Annotated in this window: 24 protein-coding genes; 13 read left to right on the plus strand and 11 right to left on the minus strand. The window is 48.1% G+C overall.

Going from position 1 to position 23,574, the window contains the following annotated elements:
- The first annotated feature begins 19 nt into the window (after positions 1-19).
- The 4 genes from CYJ98_RS04155 (at position 20) to CYJ98_RS04170 (ending at position 3,856) form a co-directional block, all read left to right on the plus strand.
- Positions 20-358 carry a P-II family nitrogen regulator gene (locus tag CYJ98_RS04155; RefSeq protein WP_003683576.1) on the plus strand — a complete coding sequence of 113 codons (339 nt, stop codon included), beginning with the start codon at positions 20-22 and terminating at the stop codon, positions 356-358.
- A 413-nt stretch (positions 359-771) separates the two neighbouring features.
- Positions 772-2,148 carry a UDP-N-acetylmuramate:L-alanyl-gamma-D-glutamyl-meso-diaminopimelate ligase gene (mpl, locus tag CYJ98_RS04160; RefSeq protein WP_101755621.1) on the plus strand — a complete coding sequence of 459 codons (1,377 nt, stop codon included), beginning with the start codon at positions 772-774 and terminating at the stop codon, positions 2,146-2,148.
- A 223-nt stretch (positions 2,149-2,371) separates the two neighbouring features.
- On the plus strand, positions 2,372-3,025 hold the full coding sequence (locus CYJ98_RS04165) for a DUF1287 domain-containing protein (protein ID WP_101755475.1): 654 nt from the start codon (positions 2,372-2,374) through the stop codon (positions 3,023-3,025).
- Between the two features lie 225 nt (positions 3,026-3,250).
- Positions 3,251-3,856 (plus strand): phosphatase PAP2 family protein, encoded by a 606-nt coding sequence (locus CYJ98_RS04170; RefSeq protein WP_070647095.1) that lies wholly within the window; start codon positions 3,251-3,253, stop codon positions 3,854-3,856.
- 120 nt (positions 3,857-3,976) lie between these two features.
- Here CYJ98_RS04170 and CYJ98_RS04175 read toward each other — a convergent pair whose 3' ends face one another.
- The 5 genes from CYJ98_RS04175 to lon form a co-directional block, all read right to left on the minus strand.
- The gene (locus CYJ98_RS04175) at positions 3,977-4,105 is read right to left on the minus strand and encodes a FeoB-associated Cys-rich membrane protein (RefSeq protein WP_003683546.1); all 129 of its coding nucleotides are present in this window, start codon (positions 4,103-4,105) and stop codon (positions 3,977-3,979) included.
- Complete coding sequence (feoB, locus tag CYJ98_RS04180) at positions 4,102-5,970, minus strand: ferrous iron transporter B (RefSeq protein WP_049336637.1); 1,869 nt, start codon at positions 5,968-5,970, stop codon at positions 4,102-4,104. Before feoB ends, CYJ98_RS04175 begins: the two co-directional genes overlap by 4 nt.
- Positions 5,971-5,997: 27 nt before the next feature.
- Complete coding sequence (locus CYJ98_RS04185; RefSeq protein ID WP_003746882.1) at positions 5,998-6,267, minus strand: FeoA family protein; 270 nt, start codon at positions 6,265-6,267, stop codon at positions 5,998-6,000.
- A 355-nt stretch (positions 6,268-6,622) separates the two neighbouring features.
- Complete coding sequence (locus tag CYJ98_RS04190) at positions 6,623-6,892, minus strand: HU family DNA-binding protein (RefSeq protein ID WP_070625332.1); 270 nt, start codon at positions 6,890-6,892, stop codon at positions 6,623-6,625.
- A gap of 185 nt (positions 6,893-7,077) precedes the next feature.
- Positions 7,078-9,537, minus strand: coding sequence for an endopeptidase La (gene lon / locus CYJ98_RS04195; protein ID WP_101755476.1), 2,460 nt, complete (start codon positions 9,535-9,537; stop codon positions 7,078-7,080).
- Between the two features lie 213 nt (positions 9,538-9,750).
- On the opposite strand from lon, the gene CYJ98_RS04200 reads away from it, so the two are divergent.
- From CYJ98_RS04200 to CYJ98_RS04215, 4 genes are all read left to right on the plus strand, one after another.
- Positions 9,751-10,026: a YbeD family protein gene (locus tag CYJ98_RS04200; protein WP_101755477.1), complete on the plus strand. Its 276-nt coding sequence runs from the start codon at positions 9,751-9,753 to the stop codon at positions 10,024-10,026.
- Positions 10,026-10,628 (plus strand): lipoyl(octanoyl) transferase LipB, encoded by a 603-nt coding sequence (lipB, locus tag CYJ98_RS04205; RefSeq protein ID WP_049352317.1) that lies wholly within the window; start codon positions 10,026-10,028, stop codon positions 10,626-10,628. Before CYJ98_RS04200 ends, lipB begins: the two co-directional genes overlap by 1 nt.
- A 128-nt stretch (positions 10,629-10,756) precedes the next feature.
- Positions 10,757-11,740: a lipoyl synthase gene (gene lipA, locus CYJ98_RS04210; RefSeq protein WP_070591250.1), complete on the plus strand. Its 984-nt coding sequence runs from the start codon at positions 10,757-10,759 to the stop codon at positions 11,738-11,740.
- Positions 11,741-12,202: 462 nt separating this feature from the next.
- Positions 12,203-12,760, plus strand: a complete 558-nt coding sequence (locus CYJ98_RS04215; RefSeq protein WP_101755478.1) for an immunity protein — start codon at positions 12,203-12,205, stop codon at positions 12,758-12,760.
- Positions 12,761-13,175: 415 nt separating this feature from the next.
- Here CYJ98_RS04215 and hemB read toward each other — a convergent pair whose 3' ends face one another.
- From hemB to ybaK, 5 genes are all read right to left on the minus strand, one after another.
- Positions 13,176-14,177, minus strand: a complete 1,002-nt coding sequence (gene hemB, locus CYJ98_RS04220) for a porphobilinogen synthase (RefSeq protein WP_003683488.1) — start codon at positions 14,175-14,177, stop codon at positions 13,176-13,178.
- A 32-nt stretch (positions 14,178-14,209) separates the two neighbouring features.
- Positions 14,210-14,920: a DUF6973 domain-containing protein gene (locus tag CYJ98_RS04225; RefSeq protein ID WP_070608363.1), complete on the minus strand. Its 711-nt coding sequence runs from the start codon at positions 14,918-14,920 to the stop codon at positions 14,210-14,212.
- Positions 14,921-15,079: 159 nt separating this feature from the next.
- Positions 15,080-15,952 carry a DMT family transporter gene (locus CYJ98_RS04230; protein WP_101755479.1) on the minus strand — a complete coding sequence of 291 codons (873 nt, stop codon included), beginning with the start codon at positions 15,950-15,952 and terminating at the stop codon, positions 15,080-15,082.
- Between the two features lie 3 nt (positions 15,953-15,955).
- Positions 15,956-16,543 (minus strand): DnaJ domain-containing protein, encoded by a 588-nt coding sequence (locus CYJ98_RS04235; protein WP_101755480.1) that lies wholly within the window; start codon positions 16,541-16,543, stop codon positions 15,956-15,958.
- A 15-nt stretch (positions 16,544-16,558) separates the two neighbouring features.
- The gene (ybaK, locus tag CYJ98_RS04240; protein WP_101755481.1) at positions 16,559-17,044 is read right to left on the minus strand and encodes a Cys-tRNA(Pro) deacylase; all 486 of its coding nucleotides are present in this window, start codon (positions 17,042-17,044) and stop codon (positions 16,559-16,561) included.
- 99 nt (positions 17,045-17,143) lie between these two features.
- Here ybaK and CYJ98_RS04245 point away from each other — a divergent pair, with 99 nt between their 5' ends.
- Together CYJ98_RS04245 and ttcA are read left to right on the plus strand one after the other, a co-directional pair.
- Entirely contained in the window at positions 17,144-17,497 is a 354-nt protein-coding gene (locus tag CYJ98_RS04245) for a RidA family protein (protein ID WP_101755482.1), read from the plus strand.
- 128 nt (positions 17,498-17,625) lie between these two features.
- Positions 17,626-18,585 carry a tRNA 2-thiocytidine(32) synthetase TtcA gene (gene ttcA, locus CYJ98_RS04250; RefSeq protein WP_004519719.1) on the plus strand — a complete coding sequence of 320 codons (960 nt, stop codon included), beginning with the start codon at positions 17,626-17,628 and terminating at the stop codon, positions 18,583-18,585.
- Between the two features lie 91 nt (positions 18,586-18,676).
- Here the strand turns inward: ttcA and CYJ98_RS04255 are convergent, their stop codons facing one another.
- A complete protein-coding gene (locus CYJ98_RS04255) occupies positions 18,677-19,255 on the minus strand; it encodes a TetR/AcrR family transcriptional regulator (RefSeq protein WP_101755483.1) in 579 nt (192 codons plus the stop codon).
- 437 nt (positions 19,256-19,692) lie between these two features.
- Here CYJ98_RS04255 and CYJ98_RS04260 point away from each other — a divergent pair, with 437 nt between their 5' ends.
- The 3 genes from CYJ98_RS04260 (at position 19,693) to CYJ98_RS04270 (ending at position 23,557) form a co-directional block, all read left to right on the plus strand.
- The gene (locus CYJ98_RS04260; RefSeq protein ID WP_101755484.1) at positions 19,693-21,726 is read left to right on the plus strand and encodes a TonB-dependent receptor; all 2,034 of its coding nucleotides are present in this window, start codon (positions 19,693-19,695) and stop codon (positions 21,724-21,726) included.
- 96 nt (positions 21,727-21,822) lie between these two features.
- Positions 21,823-22,221, plus strand: coding sequence for an extensin (locus CYJ98_RS04265; protein WP_101755485.1), 399 nt, complete (start codon positions 21,823-21,825; stop codon positions 22,219-22,221).
- Positions 22,222-22,321: 100 nt separating this feature from the next.
- Complete coding sequence (locus tag CYJ98_RS04270) at positions 22,322-23,557, plus strand: MFS transporter (protein WP_101755486.1); 1,236 nt, start codon at positions 22,322-22,324, stop codon at positions 23,555-23,557.
- The last annotated feature ends 17 nt before the right edge of the window (positions 23,558-23,574 follow it).

Genomic DNA, 23,574 nt, shown 5'->3' on the forward strand with positions numbered 1-23,574 from the left:
GCAAACAAGGAGACTCAATATGAAAAAAATCGAAGCTATTATCAAACCTTTCAAACTCGACGATGTACGCGAAATCCTGACTGAAATCGGCATTACCGGCATGACCGTCAGCGAAGTCAAAGGTTTCGGCCGCCAAAAAGGCCATACGGAAATTTATCGCGGCGCAGAATACGCAGTTGATTTCCTGCCTAAAGTGAAAATCGAATTGGTATTGGCTGACGACAAAGTCGATCAGGCCGTTGATGCCATTTTGGAAACCGCACATTCCGGCAAAATCGGTGACGGTAAAATCTTCATTTATCCGGTTGAAGAAGCCATCCGTATTCGTACCGGAGAACGCTCAGAAGCAGCACTTTAATAGAAATCGTAAAACACAGGATACAAATGCCGTCTGAAAAAAGTCATGACTTGTTTTAATCAAGACTTATTTCTCAGACGGCATTATTTTAATAACAACAACCATCCATTTTCTAAAGTCTATCCAAATAAACCAGTTACCGAAAACCTCACGCCATCAAGTATGGAGGAATTCAAGGCAATGCTTCACCTGACCTTCGTGAACAACTTTACCGTATCAAATAACTCTTTCCAAAGCAGGGCTAACCCCAATCCCATACTTGCAAAACCTCAATGCCCTCCTTTTAAAATCAAATTCCTCGTATTTGTTTCCTATTCTTATTGTTGTCTAACTTTTCAGACGACCCCTTTCTTTATCCAAACTCCGTTATAATGACGGCTTTAAAATTAATTCATTCCCAAGACGGTTTTATCATGAAACACATCCACATTATCGGTATCGGCGGCACATTTATGGGCGGCGTAGCGGCTATTGCCAAAGAAGCAGGTTTTAAAGTCAGCGGTTGCGACGCAAAGATGTATCCGCCGATGAGCACCCAGCTCGAAGCATTGGGCATAGACGTACACGAAGGTTTTGATGCAGCTCAATTAGACGAATTTAAAGCCGATATTTACGTTATCGGTAATGTTGCCAAACGCGGGATGGATGTGGTTGAAGCGATTTTAAACCGCGGCCTGCCTTATATTTCCGGCCCGCAATGGCTTGCTGAAAACGTATTACACCAGCACTGGGTACTCGGCGTAGCCGGAACACACGGCAAAACGACCACAGCCTCCATGCTGGCATGGGTCTTAGAATATGCCGGTCTCGCGCCGGGCTTCCTGATTGGCGGCGTACCGGAAAACTTCAGTGTTTCCGCCCGCCTGCCGCAAACGCCTCGCCAAGACCCTAACTCAAAATCCCCATTCTTCGTCATCGAAGCCGACGAATACGACACCGCCTTTTTCGACAAACGCTCCAAATTCGTACACTACCGTCCGCGTACCGCAATTTTGAACAATTTAGAATTCGACCACGCCGACATTTTTGCCGATTTGGGCGCCATTCAAACCCAATTCCATCATTTGGTACGCACCGTGCCGTCTGAAGGCCTCATCGTCTGCAATGGCCAGCAGCAAAGCCTGCAAGATACTTTGGACAAAGGCTGCTGGACGCCCGTAGAAAAATTCGGTACCGAACAAGGCTGGCAGGTTGGTACCGTCCATGCCGACGGCTCGTTCGACGTACGCCATCACGGCGAAACAGTCGGACACGTCGCGTGGGAACTGATGGGCGAACACAACCGTATGAACGCCCTCGCCGTTATCTCCGCTGCACGTCATGCCGGCGTCGATATTCAGACGGCCTGCGAAGCTTTAAGTGCATTTAAAAACGTCAAACGCCGTATGGAAATCAAAGGCACGGTAAACGGCATCACTGTTTACGACGACTTCGCCCACCACCCGACCGCCATCGAAACCACCATCGAAGGTTTACGCCAGCGCATCGGTAACGCACGCATCCTCGCTGTCCTCGAGCCGCGTTCCAATACCATGAAACTTGGCACAATGAAAGCCGCCTTACCTGCAAGCTTAAACGATGCAGACCAAGTGTTCTGCTACGCCGGTGGCGTGGACTGGGACATCGCCGAAGCCCTCGCACCTTTAGGCAGCAAACTGCACGTTGGCAACGACTTCGATGCCTTTGTTGCCGAAATCGTCAAAAATGCCGAAGCAGGCGATCATATTTTGGTCATGAGCAACGGCGGTTTTGGTGGAATACACGGAAAGCTGCTGGAAGCGTTGAAATAAGCCTTCTCCAATAACCAAGGCCGTCTGAAACAATTTCAGACGGCCTTTTATCATGTGCCAATTTAAAATCTATATTTAAGAAAAACGTTTTAGTAATACCCAAATAACACTCATCTATTATTTGCCCGTACATACTTGCTCAAGACCATTTTTCCATTATGCATTGCCAACCCACCCAAAAATCTGATAATAATGCAGTCAACATCTAAGCCATGCATATATCATGAAACACAAAATTGCCTTTAAGCCCATAGTTCTCAGTATTGCGCTTTCCATCCTTCTGATTACAACAGCTGTATTTTTTGCCCGTCATCACAACTCGATCCTAAGTATTAATACCGATTTCCTACAACAAAAGATTACCGAACCCGAAGGACCATCACCGCAAATCGTACAATCTGCGCGCAACCAAATTGGCAAAACCCTTCGTTATGACCCGGCTTACACGAAGCTCACTTATCCGATGGGCGATGTACCTATATCAAAAGGTGTTTGCACAGACGTTATTATCCGAGCCTTACGTGACCAAAATATAGATTTGCAAGAGCTTGTTCATCAAGACATGAGCAGTAACTTTTCTGTCTATCCTAAACGCTGGGGTTTGAAACAGCCGGACACTAATATCGACCACCGCCGCGTCCCTAACCTGATAACTTATTTCACACGCCAAGGTTGGGTAGTTCAAGATACAAACTATCAAGCCGGAGATATCGTAACTTGGGAACTAAAAGGCAACCGTCCCCATATCGGCATTGTCTCTGACCGCAAAATCGGCGACAGGCCACTGATTATCCATAATATCGGTTCGGGAACCCGTGAAGACGATGTCCTCTACCGCTACACCATTACCGGACATTTCAGGCTTCCCGTTCAATAAATCATGAGACTACTGAAAGATTCACTTCAATATCATACCCAATCTGTAGTTTTGCGCTTTTTTTGCAATCCACCTTTCGAGGCCGTCTGAAACCATAGGTGGGATAACCATCCGACAAAATATTAGAGACAGTGCGACATATTCCATATCACTGATATATATGATAATGTGATGAATTTTTACGATTTTAATTATATTGGAATCATGGATGGAGAGAATCGGTAAGTGGATAAGCTATCGAAACTAAAGATTAAATATACAATTTTTATATCAATATTTTTTGTCGTTTTTTACAAGGGAGCTGAGTTTTATACCTATACAGTCGATAATGTGCCTTCATATTTTATGGACTGGGAAAGGAATATTCCTTTCTTGCCCATATTTATGTTGCCTTATATGACGTCACCGTTTTTCTTCTTGGTCACTATATTTTTGGAAAAGAACGAAAGCAGTCTGAAATTACTGATAAAAAGAGCAACCTTTTTAATCGGAGTTTCTACTGCTCTATTTGTAATATTTCCCATGAAATTTTATTTTCCCAAGCCTGAAGTCGATAACCAAATTTTAAAATCCTTCTTTTATATTTTGGGAAAATTGGACAGTAGTTTTAATCAATGCCCGTCATTACATGTGAGTTTCGCTTTTCTTTCAGCTGAGGTTTATTGTAGAGAATTCAAATCCAAATTCTTAAAATCATTTTTTGGTATATGGGGATTTTTACTCGCCATTTCGGTCTTATTTGTCTATCAACACCATTTGATTGATTTCGTAGGGGGAGCATTGATATTCTTAATCACTTGTATCCTATTCCCAAGAAAAAAGACAGTTTAAACATTTTGTCACAGAATCTTAGAAAGACCTACAACAACAATTGAACCATAGTTCAAACATACAAAAAGGCCGTCTGAAACCATTTCAGACGGCCTTTTACTTTTACCTAACCCTCTTTATTTAACCGCAACCGCCACATTTGCCGCAGCCGCTGCTGCAGTCGCGTTTTTTCGGTTTGAATACGAATTTTCGCAAGAGGAAGAATACGCAGGCGAGCATAATCAAGCCGACGATAATATATTGAGTCATGATGATAGTATCCTTGAAGAAATTTGGTAAACCACGAATGCGGCAAAATAAGCCATCAGGAACAAATAGCCTGTAATCATAAGCATATTTTTCGTGGATTTGGTTTCGCGTCTAATCACGGTCAAAGTCGCGGCACACATCGGAGCATACACATACCAAGCCAAGAAGGCAAAGGCAGTCGGCAAGCCCCAGTTGTTGTGTATGATGGGAATTAATGCGTTTTGTACGGCATCTTCAGACGACGCGCTGACGGCATAAACGGTACCCAATGCGGCAACGACCACTTCGCGCGCGGCAATACCCGGAATCATGGCGATACACATTTCCCAAGTAAAGCCCAAAGGTGCAAAAAACGGCTGAATAGCATGACCAAGCGTACCTGCCAAGCTGTAATCGATGGCGGCACCGGTTGCGCCTTCAGGCGGTTGCGGCCAGCTTACCAAGCCCCACAGAACCACGGCCAACGCAAAAATGATGGTACCCGCGCGTTTCAGGAAGGCTTTTACCCTATCCCACAGGCTGGTCATGATGTGTTTGAAGTTAGGCGTACGGAAAGTCGGCAATTCCATCAAAAGTGGGAATTGTTGCACATTGCCTTTCATCCGCGCCAAGCGTTTCATGATATACGCTGCCAATGCAGCCGACAGAATGCCTACGATATAAAGAATAAACAATGTCAGGCCTTGCAGGTTGAAAATCCCACCCACTGTACGGTCAGGAATAACAGCGGCGATAATCAGCGCATACACTGGCAAACGTGCGGAACAAGTCAGCAACGGCGCAACCGCGATGGTAACAAGGCGTTCGCGCGGGTCGTTAATGGTACGCGCCGACATCACGGCAGGAACGGCACAGGCAAAGCTGGACAAAAGGGGAATAAACGAACGGCCGGACAAACCGCTTTTTGCCATGATGTTATCCAGCAGGAAGGCTGCACGCGGCAGATAGCCTGAGTCTTCCAATAGCAGGATAAAGGCAAACAAAATCGTAATCTGCGGCAGGAACACCAACACGCTGCCCAAACCGGCAATGACGCCGTTGACGAGCAAGTCGCTGAGGATGCCCGGCTCCATGTTGGCGCCTATCCATTCGCCCAGCGCGGTAAAGCCACCTTCGATGGCGTCCATAATCGGCGCCGCCCATGTGTAAACCGCTTGGAACACCATAAACAGGATGACCAGCAGCATAATCATGCCCCAGACGGGGTGCAGCACGATGTCGTCGAGTTTTTTGTGCCATGCGGGCAGCGTCATCTGGGTGCGTACCACTTGTGCCAAAATCGATTCGACTTCTTGATAAAGTTTGTCGCTATCCAGCGCATCGAGCGTGCGTTCGGCAGAGGCGGGGTTTGCGGGGAAAGAGCGTTTGCGCGGCAGCTTCGCCACGGCTTCGCGTACAGCCTGTACACCCGACGCGCTCACTGCAACTGTTTCCAAAACAGGTGCATCCAACAACTCGCTCAGTTTGGCCGCGTCGATATTCAAGCCCCTTTTGCGGGCCACGTCGCTCAAATTCAGCGACACCACCATAGGCAGTCCCAGCGTTTTCAGTTCCAAAATCATGCGCAGGGTCATACGCAGGTTGGTCGCGTCGGCAACGGCAATAATGGCATCGGGCGGAATGCCCATCTTGCCTACCATTACATCTTTCGCCACCGCTTCGTCGGGGCTGGTCGTGCGTAGGCTGTATGTGCCCGGCAGGTCGATAATGCGGACGGCCTCGTCGTCGAGGAAGGCGCCCTCGCGCTTATCGACAGTTACGCCCGGATAATTGGCAACCTTGGCATGTGAGCCGGTCAAACCGTTGAACAAAACGGTTTTGCCGCAGTTTGGCGCGCCAATCAAGGCAAAATAGCTTAGTTCCATCATTTTTCCTTATTCTTTCAGACGGCCTTAAACGGCCTCAACGATACGACACATAATCTTCCCGGCCTCTTCCGAACGCAGGGAAAATTGAGATTGGTTACCCAAACGTACCGCAAACGGGCCTCTCCCAAAACCACCCACTGCAATCACTTGCAACGGCATTCCGCTGGAAAAACCCAAATCTGCAAGACGACGGGTTACCAAGGTATCCAAATCACCAAAAACAGGATTGGGAGCAATGGAATCAATATGTACGACTGCGCCTTTTTTCAGGCGCGACAAAGGAACAGCAGACATAAGTCTCTCTTTTCTTTTTGTTTTAAAAATAGATTATTGAAAAAACGTGAGAAGTATGATGAATGTGTAGCACATTTGAAAGATTGTTTACGAATGGCTATTTGCCCCTTCTTTCGATAAGTGCGGTTTGTTTTGAATACTGTTATTGTTTCCCTTAATGATAAGGTATATCAATATAAAAATCAAATGTAACAAGATAAACTAAAAAGGCTAAAATCCTTTTATCATTAGGATTTCAGCCTTTTTATGCACTCAACAAACTAAAGGCCGTCTGAAAGGTTTCAGACGGACGGCCTTCAAAATAAAAAACCGAATCAAATCGGTTTTTTATTCCCATTCAGGGAAAGACTCTAAATTACAGAGCGTCTTTCAATGCTTTACCGGCACGGAATTTAGGAGTTTTAGCAGCAGCAATAGTCAAAGGCTCGCCAGTTTTTGGGTTGCGGCCTTGACGTTCGGCGCGTTCGCCGACGTAGAAAGTACCGAAACCGACCAGAGTAACAGTGTCGCCGCTTTTCAATGCGTTGGTTACGGCATTAGTAGTAGCATCCAAAGCTTTTTGCGCAGCAGATTTGGAAATGCCGGCTTCTTGAGCAATTGCTTCGATCAATTCAGACTTGTTCACAATTAGTCCCTTCCTATCGTAAAAAATGATGAAATGCCCGAATACTCGGGGCTTAAGCACTTTTAAAGCACATACGCACTTTATAGCAATTCTGAAATTATCATGTCAAGTAAAAGATGTGGAATTGCCCTATTTTTGTGGCATTCAGGGCAAAACCACATTTTTTGCAACATCAGACGGCCAACTTAATGCTTGGTTGCTTTTGTTCTTGACTTCGTCTTAGAAGTTTGCGGGGTCTCAGCAACCGCCAATTCAGCCGCCCATTGCTCAGGCTGAGTTTCCAGACTCAAAGCCAACACTTCATCAATCCATTTGACCGGATGGATGGTCAGACCGGTTTTGACATTTTCAGGGATTTCTTCCAAATCTTTGACGTTGTCTTTCGGAATCAATACATGCTTGATGCCGCCGCGCAAAGCAGCCAGCAGTTTTTCTTTCAAACCGCCGATCGGCAACACTTCGCCACGCAAAGTGATTTCACCGGTCATCGCCACATCCGCACGCACCGGAATTTTGGTAAAGGCAGAAACCATCGCCAAAGTCATGGCAATACCTGCGCTTGGACCGTCTTTCGGCGTCGCACCTTCAGGCACATGGACGTGAATGTCTTTCTTCTCGTAAAAATCAGGAGCCAGACCCACTGATTCGGCACGGGAACGGACAACCGACCATGCGGCCGATACTGATTCTTTCATCACATCGCCCAGTTGGCCGGTACATTGAATCGTACCCTTGCCCGGCAAGGCAACCGCCTCAACAGTCAACAACTCGCCACCGACTTCAGTCCAAGCCAGACCGGTTACCTGGCCGATGCGGTTTTCGCTTTCGGCCACGCCATAGTCGAAACGGCGCACGCCTAGATAGTCATGCAGATTTTTCTCAGTAACTTTAATTGCTTTAGGCTTGGCCTTGCTTGCTGTTTTGGATTTGGACGCTTTTTTCTTATCCTCATTCAAGGTAACCTGCATTACTACTTTGCGGCAGATTTTGGCAATTTCGCGATCCAACGAGCGGACGCCGGCCTCGCGGGTGTAGTAACGGATAATATCGCGCACCGCACTTTCATCAACCACCAACTCACCCTCTTTCACACCATTGCGCTTCATTTGTTTCGGCACAAGGTATTGCATGGCGATATTGATTTTTTCATCTTCCGTGTAACCGGACAGACGGATGATTTCCATACGGTCAAGCAGCGGAGTCGGGATATTCAAGCTGTTTGAAGTGGCAATAAACATCACATCGCTCAAATCGTAATCGACTTCGGCATAATGGTCGGCAAACTTGTTATTTTGCTCAGGATCAAGCACCTCAAGCAATGCACTGGCTGGATCGCCACGGAAATCACTGCCCATTTTGTCGATTTCATCAAGCAGGAACAATGGGTTTTTTACACCCGCTTTTGCCATGTTTTGCAGGATTTTGCCCGGCATAGAGCCGATATAGGTACGGCGGTGGCCGCGGATTTCGCTTTCATCACGCACGCCGCCTAATGCCATACGCACATATTGACGGCCTGTAGCTTTGGCAATCGATTCGCCCAAGGAAGTTTTACCCACTCCCGGAGGACCGACCAAACACAAAATCGGGCCTTTGAGCTTGTCCATACGTTTTTGAACAGCCAAATATTCCAAAATACGTTCTTTGACTTTTTCCAAACCATAGTGGTCGGCATTCAAAATCAAATCAGCCTTGGCAATATCTTTGCTGACACGGGATTTTTTCTTCCATGGCAACTCAAGCAAAGTATCGATGTAGTTGCGCACGACGGTAGATTCCGCAGACATCGGCGGCATCATTTTCAGTTTTTTCAATTCAGACAGACATTTTTCTTCAGCCTCTTTGCTCATGCCTGCTTCTTTGATTTTTGCTTCCAACGCGTCCAGCTCGCCGCGCTCGTCTTCTTCGCCCAATTCTTTCTGAATCGCTTTCACTTGCTCATTCAAGTAATACTCGCGTTGGGATTTTTCCATTTGACGTTTTACACGGCCACGGATGCGTTTCTCAACCTGCATGATGTCGAGTTCGGCTTCCAACTGAGCCAGCAGAAATTCCAAACGTTCGACAATGCCGGCGGTCTCCAGCACATATTGACGCTGCTCCAACTTCAGCTGTAAATGCGCGGCAATCGTATCGGCAAGACGGCTGTTGTCATCGATACTGCTGATGGTACTGATGACTTCGGCAGGGATTTTTTTGTTCAATTTCGCATATTGCTCAAATTGAGTCAGCAAGGTACGGCGCAAGGCTTCAATTTCGGGATTGTCCTTGTCGCTATTTTCATCAATCACCTCAACATGGGACAAAAACAATCCGCCTGTTTCGTCAACCGTCAACGCGCGCGCACGACGGATACCTTCCACCAACACTTTAACAGTACCGTCAGGCAGCTTCAAAACCTGCAAAACTTGGGCAACCGTACCAGTTTGGTGCAAATCTTCAGCTTTAGGGTCTTCTGTATTAGGGTCAAGCTGGGCCAACAGGAAAACCGGATCATCATTAGCCATTGCCGCCTCAAGGGCTGCAATCGATTTAGGACGACCGACGAACAGCGGCAATACCATATGCGGATACACCACGACATCGCGTAAAGGCAAAGTAGCCAGCGCACTGTATTCCTCGAAATATTTGTCTTTTGTCGGCATAGTTAATAATCTCAATCATTGTTAAATCAGAATGTAGCTCAAAATTGGGCTGAAGCGCTCCATTTCAAGACTTGAAAACAGCTTATCCGCACCTATTTTCGAAAACATCATTTTTAATAGCCCGATATGGACGTTTACGATAAAATATATCGGATTTTGGGCCGTCTGAAAACTTTTCAGACGGCCCTGGCAAACCAAACAAGGTAGTAAACCATGACAGACTCAACCGAAAAAAAATCATTAATTGAATTCCCTTGCACCTTTCCTGTAAAAGTCATGGGCGCGGTTCATCCGGAATTTGAATCCGCCATCTTGGAAACCGTGCGCAAACATGCTCCCGATACCGAGCCGCACCACATCACTACGCGCCCAAGCAGCAAAGGCAACTATACCGGCGCGACTGTCCATGTAAATGTTGATAATCAAGAGCAGTTGGACAATATCTACCGCGACCTGACTTCCCACGAATTGGTTAAAGTGGTGTTGTAATGAAAATCGTGCACAAAGGCTTGGTCGATTACCTGCCGACTTTCGAAGCCATGAAGGCATTCAATGCCTCGCGTGACGAAAATACCGAAGACGAATTATGGGTGGTCGAACATCCGCCCGTATTTACCCAAGGCTTGGCCGGCAAACCCGAACACCTCCTCATTCGCGACGATATACCCGTTGTCCAAATTGACAGAGGCGGTCAAATTACCTACCACGGTCCCGGTCAATTGGTCGTCTATACGATGATCAATTTCAAACGCCGTAAAACCAGCGTCCGCCATATCGTTTCCGCACTTGAAAACAGCATCATCGCCACCTTGGCAGAATACGGCATCGAAGCAGCCGCCGACCCAAAACGTCCTGGCGTTTACGTCGGCGAGCGTAAAATCGCTTCCCTAGGCCTGCGTATTAAAGACGGCTCCGTTTACCACGGCTTGGCGCTTAACGTGAACATGGATTTAAGCCCGTTTACCCACATCAACCCCTGCGGTTATGCCGGGATGGAAATGACCCAAATTGCCGACTATGTTTCTCCGGCACCCAGTTTGGCAGAAGTTTCAGACAAACTGACCAAGCATTTACAAAAAGAGCTGGCATAAGGCCGTCTGAAATATTCGACCCAAACGCCATCTTTTAACTGCCCCTCTGAATCAACAAACCCTTAGGCCATAAAGGCCGCAATCAGCTTTTCAGACGGCCTTCATAACGACAGAAAGAACACATCACCATGAGTGAAGAAGTAAAACACGACCCCAAACGCGGCATCAAACTGAAAGGCGCAGACAAAACTGCACGCATTCCGATTAAAGTGGTTCCATTGGAACAAAAATTGAAAAAGCCCGAATGGATCCGCGCTAAATTACCGGGCAAAAAATTTTTTGAAATCAAAAACATTCTTCGCGAACAAAAAATGCATACCGTATGCGAAGAAGCATCTTGTCCAAATATCAGCGAATGCTTTACCAAGGGTACGGCCACATTCATGATCATGGGCGATATTTGTACCCGCCGCTGCCCGTTCTGCGACGTTGGCCATGGCCGCCCCAACATGTTGGATCCTGACGAGCCTAAACACTTGGCCGAATCCGTCAAATCCATGAACCTGCGCTATGTCGTGATCACTTCCGTCGACCGTGACGACCTGCGTGATGGCGGTGCCCAACACTTCGCCGACTGCATCAAAGCCATCCGCGAAACCAGCCCGAATACCAAAATCGAAATCCTCGTTCCCGATTTCCGCGGCCGTCTGGACATCGCACTGGAAATCTTGGCAGAAACACCGCCCGACGTGATGAACCATAACTTGGAAACCCATCCAAGCCTGTATAAAAAAGCCCGTCCGGGTGCCAACTACCAACACTCCCTCGAGCTTCTGCGCCGCTACAAAGAAATGATGCCACATATCCCGACCAAATCCGGCATCATGGTCGGCTTGGGCGAAACAGACGAGGACGTGCGCGAAATCATGCGCGATATGCGTGCCAACAATATCGAGATGATTACCATCGGCCAATATCTGCAACCTTCAGACGGCCACTTACCTGTCTTGCGCTATGTAACGCCTGACCAGTTCAAAGTTTTTGAAAAAGAAGCATACGAATTGGGCTTTACCAATGCCGCCATCGGTGCAATGGTCCGCTCCAGCTACCACGCAGACGAACAAGCAGCCGAAGCATTGCGTGAAACCCACGGCGGTTGCAGCCACCACTAAAGTTTAAATCATATAAGGCCGTCTGAAAAATCAGTAGACTGTTTTTTTCAGACGGCCTTTGTTTAATATACAAAACTCTTCAGATTTCCAAAATAAACCTTATTCAAACTCTAAAGAAAACTAAGAATTCAATCCACTTATATTGATAATAAATTGAAAAAATATAGGAATTATCCTTTTTTATAATGGGTTTATGCTCTGTTGCATCTGTCATTTCCTTTATCAGGCTATCTGGATTCCATTCGAAGAAGCGGCTTGCAAAACGAGTTATGGTGTCTATCCATATGCTTGTATACCCATATTTTCTTGAAATACATCCTCGTATATGAGTTCTTAGAGATACAAAAAAGAGAAAGTCTTAAAATAAGTAAGCCTTTTCATATGACTAAGAAAAAAGGCAATCATCAAGGTTTGAAAGTTAAAAATGCTTGGTAAAAATAGCCTAGGAAATAGGATAAACAGATGAAAGTAAATATAGATGATTCATTGAAGGAACAAGGAGTTCACACCTCCATAAAAAAGAGAAAACTCAGCTTTGATGAGATTCGTTTCAATCTCTTTGCTTATTTAGAGGATTATTCCAAGATGGGATTCTCTTTTGTAAAAGCAGGCAATGAGCTATTGGAAATAAGGAAAGAGCAAGACAGATATACTCTTTTCGGACAGTGTTTTTTAGGCTATTTTGTGATTAGCCAAAAGAACCAGATCTTCTTAATTTGCAATTCGGAAGGAGTAGAAGTATTTCAAAAGCCAAGAATTTTTGTCAATCATTCTTTACAGGCTTTTGTTTCTTCCTATTCTCTATTTATGTCTGCCGTCTTTCTTTTAAAATCAAAATTCTATAAGAGTCAGGCTTATCAAGCAGAGGAAATTGCAACAGATCTGATGAATAAAGTGGCAGATTTGGAAGAGCCCATTGAACAAGAGTTAACATTCTGGGAACATATCGCTTATTTAATAGAAGATGATGGAATCGTTTTAAGAGATGACCTATTTCATATTTTGAATAAAGGATACTAGACCTTAGAGTGTTGGCTTCTAAATCCTGCTTAGCCACATAAAAATTGAAAATCAGATATAAGAGGAATTATTTTTGTTTCTAATACAGTCTTGGTAGATAATCAACCATCAAGCAGATTTTGATCAAAGTTTTTTAAAGGCTTTGTCTTTAAGTAGGAAAAATCGAACAGTCTTCAATTCAGTCAGATCCGGATAGATGACAGGATGAAACCTAAGATTTTTTCTAGGTAGGAAATGGAAAGGATGGACTGGAGGACCTGTGTCAGTAACATTTTTTGTAACAGGATACTACAAAAAGAAATCGATAACCAGAAAAAATAGAAGAATTTAAGTAATTATCCCAAAATTAAATAATACAAAAAAGCGGCAAAACAGGATAAACACTGTTTGCCGCTTTTTAATTTATTTCTTTATTTTACTTCTTCAACAATTTTGCCGCTTCAATCGCGTAGTAAGTCAAAATACCATCGGCGCCGGCGCGTTTGAATGCCAATAAGCTTTCCAAAATGGTTTTCTCACCATCCAACCAGCCATTTTGAATGGCAGCTTGAAGCATGGCATATTCACCGGAAACTTGGTAAGCATAAGTCGGTACGCCAAACTCGTCTTTAACTCGGCGGACGACATCCAGATATGGCAAACCCGGTTTTACCATTACCATGTCTGCGCCTTCTTGAATATCCAATGCGACTTCGTGCAAGGCTTCGTTAGTATTTGCAGGGTCCATTTGGTAGGTTTTCTTGTCTGCCTTACCCAAATTGCCGGAGCTGCCGACGGCATCGCGGAACGGGCCGTAGAATGCTGAAGCATATTTTGCCGAATACGCCATAATGCGTGTATGGATATGTCCGGCATCTTCCAAGGCTTCACGGATAGCAAGAATGCGTCCGTCCATCATGTCTGACGGGGCAATGACTTGTGCGCCTGCATCGGCATGACACAAAGCCTGTTTTACCAAAACTTCAATGGTTTCATCGTTGAGGACATAGCCATTTTCATCGGTTAAACCGTCTTGGCCGTGAATGGTATAAGGGTCCAAGGCAACGTCGGTCATAATCCCCAGCTCTGGGAATTTCTCGCGCAGGGTTCGCACTACTGTCGGTACCAAGCCTTCAGGGTTATAAGCCTCCTCCGCAAACTCGGTTTTGTTTTGCGTTACCACAGGAAACAAAGCCAGCATAGGAATGCCAAGCTTCAGTGCTTCTTCAGCAGTGAACAACAATTTGTCCAAACTTTGGCGTTTGACACCCGGCATGGATGGGACTGCCTCTTCCTGATTCTGGCCTTCCAATACAAAAACCGGATAGATTAAATCATCTGCCGTCAAAGTATGCTCGCGCATCAGACGACGTGAAAAATCGTCTTTACGCATACGGCGCATACGGGTGTTTGAGACATAACGCGGAGGGAAATTCATAACAATTGCCTTTCAATAATGAAGTCTTAAAATCAGTCTTCGACTTGACGTATGGCTTTAACCGAACGTTTGATTTCGCTGAGCGTACCGGTTTTATAACTATTACGTTCCTGTTCGGTCATACCGTTTTGATCCAATTTGGCGATATTTTTCAATGCCTCGGCATACTGGCCGTCTGAAAGTTTTTCCTGTTTGATGCGCCAACGGTTGTTCACTTCGGAAGCCGTCCATAAGCCTACTTTGTTGTAGTAGAACAAAATGCTTGCCGCCAGCGTTTTCATATCGCTGTCGGGCTTGGCACTGCCGATACTGCGGCCGATACGGTTGTTGCGTTGATCGACCGCTTGGTCGGCAAGGTAGCGGCTGAAGTAGTCGTCTTTACCTTCTCGCAACTCCATATCCGTCAGGCGCGCATTACCTGCTTTTTCGGCAATAATGCTGTCGAATTTAGAAGCAATCGCCGCCTGCCATAATGCTTGGCGTACGGCATTGACCTGTGTTCCCCTGCTGTCGCCGTTTGCTTTGTCATCCAAACCTGTACGCTCGGCAAAGCGTGTGGCATTACTGGTCATATTGATTAAGCCTTCGTCCTCCATACCGATGACTTGGGCGGCCACGGGATGGTTAAGCGCAAATTGTGCCATTTTACTGCGGCGGCTTTGATCTTCCTGATACGATTGGCAACCGGACAATACCAGCATGCCGAGAACGGCGCATTGAATGTGTTTTTTAATATGTTTCATGATGTAACTATCGATATTATTGTGTGAGTTCAACTTATTGTTTAACATAGAAACGCCCGTAAGCGCAAAATAATTCCCATACGGCCAAATCGGCGCATGAATGGCTATTTTATAATAAAAATAAGGCCGTCTGAAAATTTTCAGACGGCATAAGTATTTTTAACCTACCAAGCTGCGAATCTGCGGCCAGTAAAACAGGCAGGCTATCGAGCAAATAGCAATACTGATACCGGCTGCATTAATGCTGCTGATTTTTTCTTTAAACATTGCCGCACCAATCAGCGTACCCAAAACAATTACGCCGATGTTCATACCGGCAAACACCAAGGTCGGATTATCCTTCATGATTTGGTGTGCCGAGATGTAGGTAACAATATTCAAAAAGTTCAGGCAGCCTAAAATCATACCGCCCACTATACCCTCTTTGGTCCATTTGCTTCCTTTGGCAAACAGGTAGCCAAACATCAATATACCTGCCAAACAAAATGCCACCAGCAAATTACCGGCAAACGCGGTACCGCTTTTTGCCACTTGTTTGAACAAAATATCAATGACGCCATAGCCGCACCAAACGCCCAAAAGCAGCATCACTTGCGTACTGAGGCCGCCGGATTTCTTGCCGCCATCGCTTTTCCAAAGCAAGAAAAACAGTGCCGTAAATGCCAATACCAAACCAATCAGACGGCCTTCGGTCAACTGCTCATGGAAAAGCGTGAATGAAGCGACAATCGGCAGAAACAATGATAAACGTTGTGCTGCATCCGACTTGACGATACCTGCTGCATCTACCGATTTGCCCATAATGACAAACACGCTTGGCAGCAAAAGACCTAAAGCCGCAAAAAGCCACCAAGTCGGTAAAAATACCTGAGGATTGCTCAAATCAGGCTTTAACACCAGCATGGTCAAAGTGATGGCAACGATATAGTTCACCGCCACCGCTTGCTCGATATTGATTTTTTGCTTGCGCGCCACTTTCAGCAATACGGAAACCAACACGCTGCAAACGATACTTGCCAATAAATATGCCATGCTTTAGAACCATCCTTGATTGGAGACGGGCTTATCTTCATTCAGTTTAATCAGTCCGATGACTACACGGTAAATAAACCAAATGGCAGTTACCAACAGAATCAACCAACCAATCAAAATAAGTGTAGTAAAAGTTCCCAAAACCGTACCCACCAAAGACACCCAAAATGTCTTAATCAAATAATCGATATGACTGGCGTAAATACTGCCTTGAGCCTCATCGCGTTTAACATACGCCATAATCACACCGACAACGGGGGTAAACAAAATCAATAAGCCCACAGCATATGTAACATAAGCGATAAAAACATAGTTTTTCACGTCTGAGCTGGGCGTATTGACCACATTTGTCGCCGTATCATTGAAGCTATTGTCTTTGACTTCCTGACGTTCGTACTGCATAGCCGCATCATAAGCCAAACGCTTTTCCGGATGAGACAATACTTCAAACGCCTGTCCGATAGCTTTAAACCGCTCCGCATCTTTCTGAATATCCGGATTGGCCACCAATTTGCCGTAAGCCTCGCGGATAACGTTAATATCAGCATCCTGAGACACGCCCAAAATTTCGTATAAATTCACTTGTTCCATCTGTATTCCCCTCCTTTACGCGTCCACTGCAACATGAACATCTTGCGGATTGAGCGTCCGCAGGTTTTCAGGCTTCATGCCTACGATAAACCCACGTTTGCCGCCATTGATAAAAATCTCGTCCAAAGCCCAAATGCTTTCTTCCACATAAACCGGCAACGCGGTTTTCATACCGAATGGCGACGTACCGCCAACCAAATAGCCTGTCCATTTCGTTGCCTGATCTGCCGTTGCCGGCTCGATGTGTTTCAAGCCCAGTTCTCGCGCCAAATTGCGGGTGGAAATATGCTTGTCGCCATGCATTAAAACAACCAAGCCTTTTTTGTGTTCATCCTGCAGGACGATTGTTTTGATGACTTGATGCTCAGGCTTGCCCGTGCACTCGGCAAAACGCGCCGTACCGCCATGTTCTTCATACGCATAAACATAAGGGACAAAATCAATTTTCTTACTGCGTAAAAAGCGCACTGCCTGCGTAACCGGATATTCTGCTTTACTCATGGGTTGTTTTCTGCCATCCTTTTCAGACGGCCCCTCTTAAATGTGGAACGTAAACAACTGCAATGTTACCATACCTTCTTTTTGAAATCAGGAGACAACATGGACATCCGCTATCTTGGTGCAAGCAAACGCTATTCGGAAGCCGTCGTAGCCAACGGCTTGGTTTTCCTCTCCGGCATGGTTCCCGAAAATCCTGAGGCCGATGCCAAAGCGCAAACTGAAAACGTTTTGGCGCAAATCGATTCATGGCTCGCACAATGCCAATCCGACAAAGCCCATATTTTAGAAGCTACCATCTATCTGCCCGATATGAACGACTACGCCGCCATGAACGAAGCCTGGGACGCATGGACAGCCCTTGAACGCGCTCCGGCCCGCGCCTGCGTGGAGGCGAAACTGGCTTCGCCCGACTGGAAGGTTGAAATCAAAATTACCGCCCTTCAAATCAAATAAAGCATAAATATCAGGCCGTCTGAAAACGCCGCTTCAACCAAGCAGGCGCAGTTTTTCAGACGGCCTTTATTCTTTTGCGGTACAATACCGCCCTTAAATTTTTCTATTATTTCAAAGCACAAACAGCCATGTCCAAAAAAACCAAGCAAGAATTAGAAAACAACAAACTCAGCAAACGCCTGCGCCACGCCGTCGGCGACGCGATTAACGATTTCAACATGATCGAGCCGGGCGACAAAATCATGGTCTGCCTCTCAGGCGGTAAAGACAGCTACGCCCTTTTAGACATCCTGCGCCAGCTTCAAGCCAGCGCGCCGATTGATTTTGAACTGGTCGCCGTTAATCTCGACCAAAAACAGCCGGGCTTCCCTGAAGAGGTATTGCCGACCTATCTCGAAAGCATCGGCGTCCCCTACAAAATCGTTGAAGAAGACACCTACTCCACCGTCAAACGCGTGTTGGACGAAGGCAAAACGACTTGTTCGCTGTGCAGCCGCCTGCGCCGCGGCATTCTCTACCGCACCGCAAAAGAATTGGGCTGCACCAAAATCGCCTTGGGACACCACCGCGACGACATTCTTGCCACCATGTTCCTGAATATGTTCTACGGCGGCAAACTCAAAGCCATGCCGCCCAAACTGGTCAGCGACAACGGCGAACACATCGTCATCCGTCCTCTCGCGTATGTCAAAGAGAAGGACTTGATCAAATACGCCGAGCTGAAGCAATTCCCAATTATCCCATGCAACCTCTGCGGCTCTCAGCCCAACCTGCAACGCCAAGTCATCGGCGATATGTTGCGCGATTGGGACAAACGCTTCCCCGGCCGTATTGAATCCATGTTCTCCGCCCTGCAAAACGTCGTTCCATCGCATTTGGCCGATACCGAACTTTTCGACTTTGTCGGCTTGGAGCGCGGTCAAAGCCTGAAACACGGCGGCGACTTGGCGTTTGACAGCGAAAAAATGCCGGAACGTTTCTCCGACGGCAGCGAAGAAGACGAAAGCGAAATCAAAATCGAACCGCAAAAAGCCGAACGCAAAGTCATCAATATTCTGGCAAATAAACCTAAAACCTGCGGTTTATAATTCTATTTAATTTTCAGACGGTCTTTCGGTAGCTATTTACTGAAAGGCCGTCTGAATATTCATATTTGAAAATTCTTCTATTCTTTTTTATCTATTCTTTCCCTGACAAACCGTGCAGCAGCAACCCCAATATATCCTGCGGCAACTTTTGCGGCGCGGCGGCATAAAGCGCGGCCAGTTGCGGATGGCGCATCAATATATCCGCCTGACGGATGAACAGGTCGATGAGCTCCACCGGCAAATCAGGCTGAATCAGGCGGCGTTGTTGCAGAGCATGGAAGAATCCGCGCATAAAGGCGTATTTTTCTTCGTTCAATTCGTGGAAAAACCGCTCCAGCTCCAAATCGGTGTTCTCTTCAATGTCGCGCAGGAAAGCGGCGGAATAGAGTTCTTCAAACGATTGTTTTTGCAGGGCAAACACAGCCTCGGCGGCTTCGCGGAGGCTGCATTGCCGTTCAAGCAGATTTTCAAATTCGGCACGGACTCGGTTTTTCTGCTCGGTAACAATTTCCTGCAAGAGTGCGTTTTTACCGCTGTAATATTTGTAAAAAGTGACGCGGCTGACGCTGGCCTCGGCGCAGATACTGCCTACGGATACGGCGGAAAAGCCATGTTCGCGGAATAAGTGGCGGGCGGTGTCGGTGATGGTTTGTTGTTTGCTGGCGGTCATGACGGTAAGAAGATTTTGATTTTGTTCATAAAGGAGGTTCGTTAAAGTTATCCGCAAGTCGGATGCTTATCATATTTCCCCATGGCGGCAATGGCAATATGGCGGCTTTCAGACGACCTCTTTCCTAATCCCTCCGCTCCGCTCTACGAATGAGGGCTATCGGATGCTTAGCAGGCCAAATTCATGAAGATTACAGAATCTGCCTCCACCAACCTTCTCCCAAAAATAGGAGAGGGATTTTTTTGGACGATTCACAAGATAAGAGGGAAGTAAAGTGAATGATAAACACTTGCATTCCTGTTTCTTATTTCTTATACTTTACATTAATAGTTTGTTTTATGTAAATATGTAAACACAAATATTTGCATACTGACGGAGCAATTGGATTACCTGATGTTCAATCCACCCCGACGTATGCCGTCTGAAAGGATAAGGAAATGCAGAAACACACCCTCCGCCGCCTCCCCCTATTGATTGCCGCCGCTTTCGCCTCCGAATGGATTTATGCCGCCGATGCGGAACAAGTGCAGTTGGAAGAAGTCGTCGTAACCGGCGAACGCACCAACCGCAGCGGCTTTGAAACCGCCACGTCCAACCGCGTTTTCACCACGCCGAACATCGACCGCAGCGGCCACAATCTTTCCGCAACCGACTTGCTCAAACAGACTGTGAACACGGTGGACTTGGGCAGCGGCAACGATTTGCCGACCGTGCGCGGCGTGGACGGCTCCGGTCCTGCCGTCGGCGCAGTGGCGTTTTTCGCGGGCACGCGGCCGCGCCTAAACCTGTCCATAGACGGCCGATCCGCCACTTACAACGAATACGCCTTCGGCACGCAGTCGCTGTGGGACATGCAGCAGGTGGAAGTCTTGTGCGGGCCGCAAAGCCATGTGCGCGGGCAGAACGCGGTGGCGGGCGCGGTGGTGATGCGTTCCAAAGACCCGACCGACGAATGGGGAGGCGCGCTGCGCTTGGGTTTGGGCAACCAAAAAACGCGCAACATCGCCGGCGTAGTGTCCGGCCCGATTGTGAAAAACAACCTTGCCTTCCGCCTGAGCGCGGAGCGGCAGCAGCGCGAAAGCTACGAGCCGTTCGTGTCCTACGAGCCGACCGGCAACCCGCGCCGCGTGGAAAACACCAATGTGCGCTTCAAACTCCTGCTCACGCCCGAAAACCATCCCGATTTTTACAGCCGCCTGACACTGAACCACATCCGTTCGCGCGCGCCGCAAAACGAAATCATGGGCAACACCGCCAGCCGCCGTTTTTTAAAAGAAAAACCCGTGTTCGTAACCGGCTCGACATCGGGCATCTGGGACGTATCGTGGCAGCTTAACGACTATCTGAAACTGGAAAACAAACTGGTTTACGGCCGCTACCACAACGAGCGGCTGCACCTGCCGATGACCGTCAGCCCGCAAGGCGTGCCCGCCGAACTCAAAGGTCGCGAACTGCAATGGGAACCGGTATTGCATTTTTCAAACAAAGGCCGTCTGAAAGGCCTTGCCGGACTGCACTACTTCCGCAGCAAACAAGACGAATGGGTGGACATCCGCAGCGTCGGCGGCCGCAACACCTTTGACGACCGCAACAGCGTGCGCGCCCTGTTTGCCGAAACCACATACAGCCCCAGCGAAAAATGGGACATCACAGCCGCCGCACGCCTTGAAAAAGAAACGCACAAACGAAGCGGCGGCAGCGGCGCACTGCACCTTGATTTGGACAAAGGCCAGACCGTGTTCCTGCCCAAAATCGATATCGCCTTCAAACCCACCGACCAATGGGTCAGCGGCATCAAAGCCGCGCGCGGCTACAACCCCGGCGGCGCGGGCATCACCTTTGGCCGCCCCGTCGTAACCTACACTTATGAGCCCGAATATGTGAACAACTACGAGTGGTACACCCGCTGGCGCAGCGCAGACCGCCGCCTGCAACTCTCCGGCAACCTGTTCCTGAACCACTACCGCGACATGCAGCTCCCCTTCTATCTCGGCACCAACTCCGTCGTCATCCGCAACGCCAAAAAAGTCCATACCTACGGCGCGGAACTCGCCGCCGACTGGCAGGCGACCGACAGCCTGAAACTCATCACCGGACTGGGACTGCTCAACACCAAAATCAAAAGCTATCCCGACAGCGGCATCGAAGGCAACAAACTCGGCCGCGCACCCAAATACACCGCCAACATCGGCGTGAAATACCTGAACGACAAAGGCTGGGAAGCCGGCGGCGACGTGCGCTTCTACGGCGGCTACTACTCCGCCGCCGACAATGCCGAATCAGGCAAAATCGGCGCATACAACCAAGTCAACCTCTACACCGCCTACAACTTCAAACAAGGCCGCGTCTCGCTCTACGCCGACAACGTGTTCAACCGCCACCAACCCATATTCATTTCCAGCACCGACCGCCAAGACGCGCTCTACCAACGTCCCAGAAGCGTGGGTGTGAGCGCGGAATGGAAGTTTTAAATGAAGCTGAAATGATAGAGGCCGTCTGAAAAAACATAGGTCGGACATTTATGCCCGACCTACCGTTTATTCCTCCAAAACACCCAAAGGAATCCCATGCACTACTTCACCCCTGCCAAAACCCTGCCCGAAGGCACCATCTACCTGACCGACCTGACCCACGTCGCCGACTTCGCCAACTGGCTGACCGAATTCGAAACCCTGTTAAACCAAAACGCCCGCTTCGCCACCGTCTGCACCCCGATGCAGCGGCAGGTAAGCGATGAACAGCGCATTGCCGACCGCAAAACCTACATCGAATGGATAAAGGCACATCGGCCGCAACTGTCCGAACGCTGCGCCGCCATGCTCCTTATCGAACCCGACGCGGCGCAGCTGGCGTTCTTCCGCGAACAATCGTCCAAACTCGGCCCCGCGCTGGGCGTGAACTATATCGTCGAAGCAGATGAAACAACCGCCCTGCTTCGCGCAGAAGAAGCGTTGAAGGCCGTCTGAAAAGATACTAAACCTATTTAAATACAAATTGAGTATTGCCACCCAATATGTTCAGACGGCCTTGTCCCTTTATTTGCCTCATCTTCAAAAGAATCATGTGATGTCCGACAATCAGACTTCCCCAAACTCACGCGACTGGCTGCTGCTTATCGGCGGCAGCACTTACAAATTCACGCTAACCGGTTTTTATCTGGTCGCGCTGGTCGCTATTTTGAAAAATCACGGTTACAGCCTGAACCAACTGAGCTGGATACATTTAATCGGTGGTATCGAAGCGGCGAAGGTATTGTTTGCCGCACTGATGGAGCGGCGACCGGCGGGGCGGTTCGGGCGGTTTCGCGGCTGGCTGCTGGCGGCGACGCTGGGGCTTTCGGCAGTGTTCGGGCTGATGGCCTGTACCGACATAACGCAGAACTTCGCGCTGCTTTTGACCTGCTGCATACTGCTCTCGGCGATGTCGGCGGTGTACGGCTGCGCGATGCTGGGTTTGTCATGCATCGTCCTGCCGCACCGCGAACGCGGTTTCGGCGGCGTGATTCAGACGATGGCGGCGCGCGGCGGCAAGATGATCGGAGGCGCACTGGTGTTGTGGCTGTATCAGGAATACGGACAGACGGCGGCTGCGGGCTTGATGCTGGCGTTCAGCCTGCTGATGCTGCTGCAACTCTTGTACTACCGCGAGCCGGAAAGTCCGACTGCGCAAGGCAGTTGGACGGCGTTGGCAACGCGGCTGGTTTCTTTTTGGCAGCAACCTGAAACAGGCTGGCGGTGGCTGGTTTTGCTGTTTGCCGTTGCCGCACCGTATGCGTTTATGGCGGCAACCTTTGTGCCCAAGCTGGCGGATTTGGGCTTCAACCCGAAGCAGACGGGCGGGATTCTGGCGGTGGGCATTCCTGTTGCCTGCCTGATCGTTACGCCGCTGTCGGGCTGGTTTTCGCGCAATTATCCGCGCCGCAAACTCGTGTTCCTGCTCTACGCGCTGCAACTGCCGCTTTTGGCGTCCATGACCGCCATCGATACGTTCGCACGTGTCCACCCTTGGCTGCCGCCCGCGCAAATCATCGCCCTGAGCCTGAGCTACACACTGCTGCTGCCGGTGATACTGGCGTTGGTGATGGACAAATCCAACCGTGCCACCGCCGCACTCGACAGCAGCCTGCAATTTTCCGTGGTTCTGCTCGGCAGTTACGCGGCCGGTTTCGCCGCCCTTCGGCTGGCAAAGGCTATTGGTTATACAGATGCGTATTGGGTTGCAGTGTACTTAGCCGTATTGGTAGGCCTGCTTTTATATTTGAATAGAAATTTATTCAATCATTCAGAGCATGATTCACAATAATTCGCTCAGATATTCAT

Source organism: Neisseria perflava (genome assembly GCF_002863305.2).
Classification (GTDB): Bacteria; Pseudomonadota; Gammaproteobacteria; order Burkholderiales; family Neisseriaceae; genus Neisseria; species Neisseria perflava_A.